Raw genomic sequence first — 6,206 nt, forward strand, 5'->3', positions numbered from 1 at the left:
TTGGTAGTACGACGGCGGGTTATGCAGATCGAAGGGTGACGCCGATGCGAACAGCGAGCATGCGACGGTCGATCGCGGCACCCGTTGACGAAGTTTTCGATTGGATCGCGGATGGGACGAACTGGGCCGCCGTACCCGGAATGTTCTACTCCCGAGTACGTCCCGCCGACGGACCTGAGCCCTATGGTGTTGGCTCCGTTCGAGAATTCGCCAGTGTGGGCTCCAAGGTCACCGAAATGGTCACCGCATTCGAGCGGCCGCGTTTCATGGCCTATAAGACTCTGTCGACAATTCCGCGCATTGAACACGCCGGGGGATCGATAACCTTCCAAGAGGTTCCTGGCGGCGCCGAAATCATTTGGACCTCAACGTTCCAGCTGAAAACTCCAGTGCTGGCAGACTTCCTGACGCGGCTGTTTGCGCCCCTGGTCCAAACGGGCATGGTCAGTGTGACTCGAGCTGCTGAACGCGCGTTGACGCGTTGATCCGCTCCCTTGCTAGCCGAGCGTGGCTCGGGCCCGCATCGCCAGCCCGTCGATCAGCAATCCCAGCCCGAACGCGAACGCGCTGCTCGGGTCGGCGTCGGTCGTGATCTCCGCGGCCCCGGCGGCATCCCACTGCAGGCGGGACTGCTCGTCGGCGGTGAACCCCAAGACGTAGTAGACGACGGTGCGCGCGACCTGCCCGGCCTGATCCGGGTGTACGCCTGCGGCGGTCGCGGACTCCGCCAGCAGCGCCAGAATGCCGGTGGCCGCCTGGGACTGGCCTGCCGCCATGCTGGCCGACACCAGTTCGGCCCCGTCAGTGTGGGACAACAGCGCATCGCGCAGGCGTTCACCGACGGTCTGGATCCGCCACTGCCAACTGCCCGGCCCGGGGTCGGCGCAGGCGGGCGCCAAGACGCGGTCGGCGACCGCACCCAGTAGTTGCTGCTTGTTGGCGAAATGCCAGTACAGCGCGCTGGGGCTGACGTTGAGTTCGCGCGCCAGCCGGCGCATCGACAGATCGGCGATGCCGTAGTCGTCCAGGATGGTGGTTGCCGCGGCGACGATCTCATCTTTGGGGTCAGGTTTGTGCAGCTGCACCCCGCTACCCTAACCTGAACACCGTTCAAGTCTTGAGGGGAGCACGCGTGACCGACGACATCCTGGCACTGGCCCGGGAACAGGTACTGGAGCGCGGCGAAGCGTTGCGTCGGGATCAGGTTCTCGAAGTGCTGCAGCTGCCCGACGATCGCCTCGATGAGCTGCTGGCGTTGGCCCACGAGGTTCGGATGCGCTGGTGCGGCCCGGAGATCGAGGTCGAGGGCATCATCAGCCTGAAAACCGGTGGCTGTCCCGAGGACTGCCACTTCTGTTCGCAGTCGGGATTGTTCTCCTCGCCGGTGCGCAGTGCTTGGCTGGACATTCCCAGCCTGGTCGAGGCCGCCAAGCAGACTGCCAAGACCGGCGCCACCGAATTCTGCATCGTCGCCGCGGTACGAGGACCCGATGAGCGGCTGCTCGCCCAGGTCGCCGCGGGTATCGAGGCCATCCGCAACGAGGTCGACATCCAGATCGCCTGCTCGCTGGGCATGCTGACGCAGGAGCAGGTAGACCAGCTGTCCGCCATGGGCGTGCACCGCTACAACCACAACCTGGAGACCGCCCGGTCGCACTTTCCCAACGTCGTCACCACCCACACCTGGGAAGAGCGGTGGGAGACCCTGCGGATGGTGGCCAAGGCCGGCATGGAGGTCTGCTCCGGCGGAATCCTGGGCATGGGCGAGACGTTGGAGCAGCGCGCGGAGTTCGCCGCCGATCTGGCCGAGCTGAACCCCGACGAAGTACCGCTGAATTTCCTCAACCCGCGCCCGGGCACCCCGTTCGGCGACTTGGAGGTGCTGCCGGCCGCCGACGCGCTGCGGGCCGTCGCCGCGTTCCGCCTGGCCCTGCCGCGCACCATGCTGCGCTTCGCGGGCGGCCGGGAGATCACCCTGGGCGACTTGGGCGCCAAGCAGGGCATCCTGGGCGGTATCAACGCGATCATCGTCGGCAACTACCTGACTACCCTGGGCCGGCCGGCCGAGACCGACCTGGAACTGCTCGACGACCTGCAGATGCCGATCAAGGCACTCAACGCCACCCTGTGATGGTCCGCGACCTGCCCGTTCCGGTGGGAGCCGGTGTCTACAACGTCTACACCGGGGTACAGATCGACGATCCCGCCGGCGCCACGCTGCCCACCGCCGCCCAATTGGGTCTGGAACCGCCGCGATTCTGCGCCTCCTGCGGACGCCGGATGATGGTGCAGGTCCGCCCGGATGGCTGGTGGGCCAAGTGCTCGCGGCATGGCCTGGTGGATTCGACCGACCTGGACACCCAGCGGTGACGCCCGGCGGTGCTCCGCGGATCACGCGGGGACGGGCCTACCTGATCATCGCCACCGGACTGACCGCCGTCGGCCTGCCGATCGGCGCCTTGTGGGCCTGGGTCGCCCCGCCCATCAACGGCGTGGTGGCACTGACCCGCAGCGGCGAACGGGTGCGGGCCTATCTGGGCAACGAGGCCGAGAACTTCTTCATCGCGCCGTTCCTGCTGCTCGCGCTGTTGGGCGTGGTAGCGGTGGTAGCGGCCACCCTGGCCTGGCAGTGGCGGGCGCATCGGGGACCGGGCATGATCGCCGGCCTGTTGGTGGGTCTGGGCACTGGGGCGGCGCTTGCCGTACTGACCGGCACCGTCCTAGTACAGCGCCGCTACGGCACCATCGACGTGGATGGCGCACCGCTGAGTCCCGAACACCGAGTGCACTACGTCGCCGAGGGGCCACCGGTGTTCTTCGGGCACTCGCCGCTGCAGATCGCGGCCTCACTGCTGTTGCCGGCGGCCACCGCGGCGCTGGTGTACGGCATGTGCGCCACCTGGAGCACTCGCGACGACCTCGGCGGCTATCCGCCCGAACCCGTGCGGCGACCGCAGCCTGCCGTCACAACGGAAGGCGTCGCACCGCCCCGCCGGTGATGACCCGGCCCGCGACCACACCCAGACGCAACAGCCCGAGGTAGGTCTTGGGGTTCAGCAGCGCCGGCCACGCGCTGCTCACCGGGGCCTGCGGCAGCGGCCGGTTGGCGAACCGGTCGCGCAACCAGTCCAGCACCATCGGTGCCGACAGTGGATGCAGTGTCACGTGCTCGCTGAGCAGATCGCGGTGATAAGTGATCCGCACGCCGCCGGCCGCATAGGTCTCGGCCAGGGTGTCGATGTCGTCGACGGAGATCACCTGGTCGTGGATGGCCTGCACCATCAGCACCGGAGGGGTCGGCACCATGGATCCCAGCCTGGTGTCCTCGAAGACGTGCTGTACCACCGGGGTCTCCACCAGCTCGTCCAGCGGCTTGTCGATGTAAGTGCTCAACGAACGGTGGTGCAGACGCAGCACCGCAGCTCCGGTGCTTGTGGACTCCAACGTGCGCATCAGCTCACGTCCGTCGACGGTGGCGTGTTCCTCGACGAAACTGTCGAGTTCTGGATAGACCCGCCGCAGGGCGGCGATCATGAGCGCCGGCAAACCAGACCAGAACGATCCGTTCAGTCGCAACAACGTGTTGCCCAGGTCGCCGACCGGTGAGCCCAGCGCGGCGCCGACGATGTTGAGGTCGGGGGCGTAGTCGCCGCAGACCTGAGCCGCCCACGCCGTGGACAGGCCGCCGCCGGAGTAGCCCCACAGGCCCACCGGGGCATCGGGGGACAGTCCCAGCTGCTCGGTGCCCAGTGCGGCCCGCAGCCCGTCGAGCACGCAGTAGCCGGGCTCATACGGTGCCCCCCAGTGGCCGAAGCGGCCCTCATGGTCGGGGATCGACACCGCCCACCCCTGCGACAGGATGGCTGCGATCAGCACGAACTCGAGTTGAGTGAAGGACCCGTGCGCCCTGGCGCGGCGACGCAGCGCGAAAGACGGGAAGCACCGGCCGTCCACCGCGTCGATCGCGCACTGGTACGACACCACCGGGCACGGCCGGGTCCGATCCCGGTCGGTCGGCACCACCACGGTGGTCACCGTCACCTGCGGGACGTTGTTGCGGTCGACGGTGCGGTAGAGCAGCTGGGTGGCCTGCAGTTGTTGTGGGATCAGGCCCAGAAAGGCCAGCTCGACGTCCCGGGAGCGCAGCACGGTGCCGGCCACGGCGTGCTGGAAGCCTGCCGGTGGCTCATAGAACGGGTCCTCGTCCGGCCGCAGCGGCCGTTCGCCGGATTGCAGCGGCTGGTGCGGGGCCTGCCCGATCCACTCGACAGATGTTTCGCGGGCCAGACTGTCGGCGTCCATCCCGGCATTGTTGCTTAAGAGGCCGTTAAGATTCCAGTCGACTCACCCGGGCGGGCGCAATGCGGCGAATTCGTCGGTGACCCGGAGTTCGGAGTCGGTGAACCGGTATCGGGCCGCCGGACGGCCCCCGCTACGGCCCGAACGGGCAGTGGTACCGGTGCGGGTGATCACCCCGCGGCGTACCAGCACCCGCTGCAGGTTGGTCGCATCGACCTGGTAGCCCAGCACGACACTGTAGATGTCGCGCAGCGTTGACAAGATGAATTCCGTTGGCGCCAAGCCGAATCCAATGTTGGTATAGGACATCTTGGCGACCAGACGACTGTGGGCGTGCGCCACCATCGGTCCGTGATCGAACGCCATCGGCGGCAAGTCGTCGACCGGATGCCAGTGCGTGTCGCTCGGCAGCTCCGGATCGGCGGGAGAGGGCACCAGGCCCAGAAATGTCGAGGCGATGGTGCGCACGCCGGGCACCCGGCGAGGGTCGGAGAACACAGCCAGCTGCTCAAGGTGGGCGATCTCACGCAGGTCGACCTTTTCAGCGAGCTGGCGGCGGGCCGAGGCCGTGACATCCTCGTCACTGCGCAGCAGGCCACCGGGCAGTGACCAGCGCCCCGACTGCGGCTCGCGCGCGCGTTCCCACAGCAGCACGTTGAGTCGGGGTCGGCGCTGGTCAAGGCCGCCAACCTGGAAGACCACGGTGAGCACTTCGTGCGCGGTGCTAGTATGGACCACGTTTTCGATTATAAGTCGAAAACCTGTTTTGAGAAGGAGTCACTCATGACCACCCTCACCGACAGCGGTGTGCAGGCGAGCAGCCTGGCCGACCGCATCGTGAACTCGCCGGCCGGCTACAGCGGTATCGAACCCGACGAGGAATGGGTGGCCGAGGTTCTCCGGCTCAAGAGGGAACGCAACGCGACGATCCTGGCCCACAACTACCAACTGCCGGCGATCCAGGACATCGCCGACCACGTCGGGGACTCGCTGGCGCTGGCCCGGATCGCGGCCACCGCGGACGAGGACACCATCGTGTTCTGTGGCGTGCATTTCATGGCCGAGACCGCCAAGATCCTGTCCCCGGACAAGACGGTGCTGCTGCCAGACACCCGGGCGGGCTGTTCGCTGGCCGACTCGATCACCGCCGAGGAACTGCAGGCCTGGCGCGACGAATACCCGGATGCGGTCGTGGTGTCGTACGTCAATACCACCGCGGCGGTCAAGGCACTGACCGACTACTGCTGCACCTCGTCGAATGCCGTCGATGTGGTCAACGCGATCGATCCCGACCGCGAGGTGCTGTTTCTGCCCGACCAGTTCCTGGGCCAGCACGTCAAACGCGTGACCGGCCGCGAGAACATCCACATCTGGGCCGGCGAGTGTCACGTGCATGCCGCCATCAACGGCGACGAGCTTGCCGAGAAGGCGCGGGCCAACCCGGACGCCGAACTGTTCGTGCACCCCGAGTGCGGCTGCGCGACGTCGTCGCTGTACCTGGTCGGCGAGGGCCACTTCCCCGAGGAGCAGGTCAAGATCCTGTCCACCGGCGGGATGCTCGAGGAGGCCGCGCGCACCGGGGCCCGCAAGGTGCTGGTCGCCACCGAGATCGGCATGATCCACCAGCTGCGCAAGGCCGCGCCGCAAGTCGACTTCGAGGCGGTCAACCGCAAGGCGGCCTGCAAGTACATGAAGATGATCACCCCGGCGGCTCTGCTGCGCAGCCTGACCGAGGGCGCCGACGAGATCCACGTCGACCCCGAGACGGCACGGCTGGCAGCCCGCAGCGTGCAGCGGATGATCGCGATCGGACACTCCGTCCCGGTCAGCAAGTGACCCCTGGTCCCAGCTGGCAGCAGCGGGCCGATGTCGTCGTCATCGGCACCGGCGTCGGCGGGCTGGCCGCG

General features: G+C 67.4%; 9 protein-coding genes. 6 read left to right on the plus strand and 3 right to left on the minus strand.

Features of this window, described 5'->3' with window-relative positions:
* Positions 1–44 precede the first annotated feature (44 nt).
* Positions 45–485, plus strand: coding sequence for an SRPBCC family protein (locus BN4346_RS37265; protein ID WP_067973360.1), 441 nt, complete (start codon positions 45–47; stop codon positions 483–485).
* Positions 486–497: 12 nt separating this feature from the next.
* Here BN4346_RS37265 and BN4346_RS37270 read toward each other — a convergent pair whose 3' ends face one another.
* Positions 498–1,085, minus strand: a complete 588-nt coding sequence (locus BN4346_RS37270) for a TetR/AcrR family transcriptional regulator C-terminal domain-containing protein (protein ID WP_067973363.1) — start codon at positions 1,083–1,085, stop codon at positions 498–500.
* 47 nt (positions 1,086–1,132) lie between these two features.
* Between BN4346_RS37270 and bioB the strand changes: the two genes are divergently transcribed.
* From bioB to BN4346_RS37285, 3 genes are read left to right on the plus strand one after another with little or no spacing between them, the layout of a single operon-like run.
* Entirely contained in the window at positions 1,133–2,131 is a 999-nt protein-coding gene (gene bioB, locus BN4346_RS37275; RefSeq protein ID WP_067973365.1) for a biotin synthase BioB, read from the plus strand.
* A complete protein-coding gene (gene bsaP, locus BN4346_RS37280; RefSeq protein WP_407695086.1) occupies positions 2,131–2,370 on the plus strand; it encodes a biotin synthase auxiliary protein BsaP in 240 nt (79 codons plus the stop codon). The genes bioB and bsaP overlap by 1 nt, the downstream gene beginning before the upstream one ends.
* Complete coding sequence (locus BN4346_RS37285) at positions 2,367–2,999, plus strand: DUF2567 domain-containing protein (protein WP_067973374.1); 633 nt, start codon at positions 2,367–2,369, stop codon at positions 2,997–2,999. Before bsaP ends, BN4346_RS37285 begins: the two co-directional genes overlap by 4 nt.
* On the opposite strand, the gene BN4346_RS37290 is transcribed toward BN4346_RS37285, so the two are convergent.
* Positions 2,965–4,302: a lipase family protein gene (locus BN4346_RS37290; protein WP_067973377.1), complete on the minus strand. Its 1,338-nt coding sequence runs from the start codon at positions 4,300–4,302 to the stop codon at positions 2,965–2,967. The two genes, BN4346_RS37285 and BN4346_RS37290, sit on opposite strands and share 35 nt — an antisense overlap.
* Positions 4,303–4,344: 42 nt before the next feature.
* A complete protein-coding gene (locus BN4346_RS37295) occupies positions 4,345–5,037 on the minus strand; it encodes an NUDIX hydrolase (RefSeq protein WP_067973381.1) in 693 nt (230 codons plus the stop codon).
* A 45-nt stretch (positions 5,038–5,082) separates the two neighbouring features.
* Between BN4346_RS37295 and nadA the strand changes: the two genes are divergently transcribed.
* Together nadA and BN4346_RS49945 are read left to right on the plus strand one after the other, a co-directional pair.
* Positions 5,083–6,135 carry a quinolinate synthase NadA gene (nadA, locus tag BN4346_RS37300; RefSeq protein ID WP_067973383.1) on the plus strand — a complete coding sequence of 351 codons (1,053 nt, stop codon included), beginning with the start codon at positions 5,083–5,085 and terminating at the stop codon, positions 6,133–6,135.
* Positions 6,132–6,206 (plus strand): hypothetical protein (locus BN4346_RS49945; protein ID WP_407695141.1); only part of this gene is annotated, 75 nt, incomplete at its 3' end. The genes nadA and BN4346_RS49945, both read left to right, overlap by 4 nt.

The organism is Mycolicibacter icosiumassiliensis (assembly GCF_900078685.2).
In the GTDB taxonomy this organism is placed as follows: domain Bacteria; phylum Actinomycetota; class Actinomycetes; order Mycobacteriales; family Mycobacteriaceae; genus Mycobacterium; species Mycobacterium icosiumassiliensis.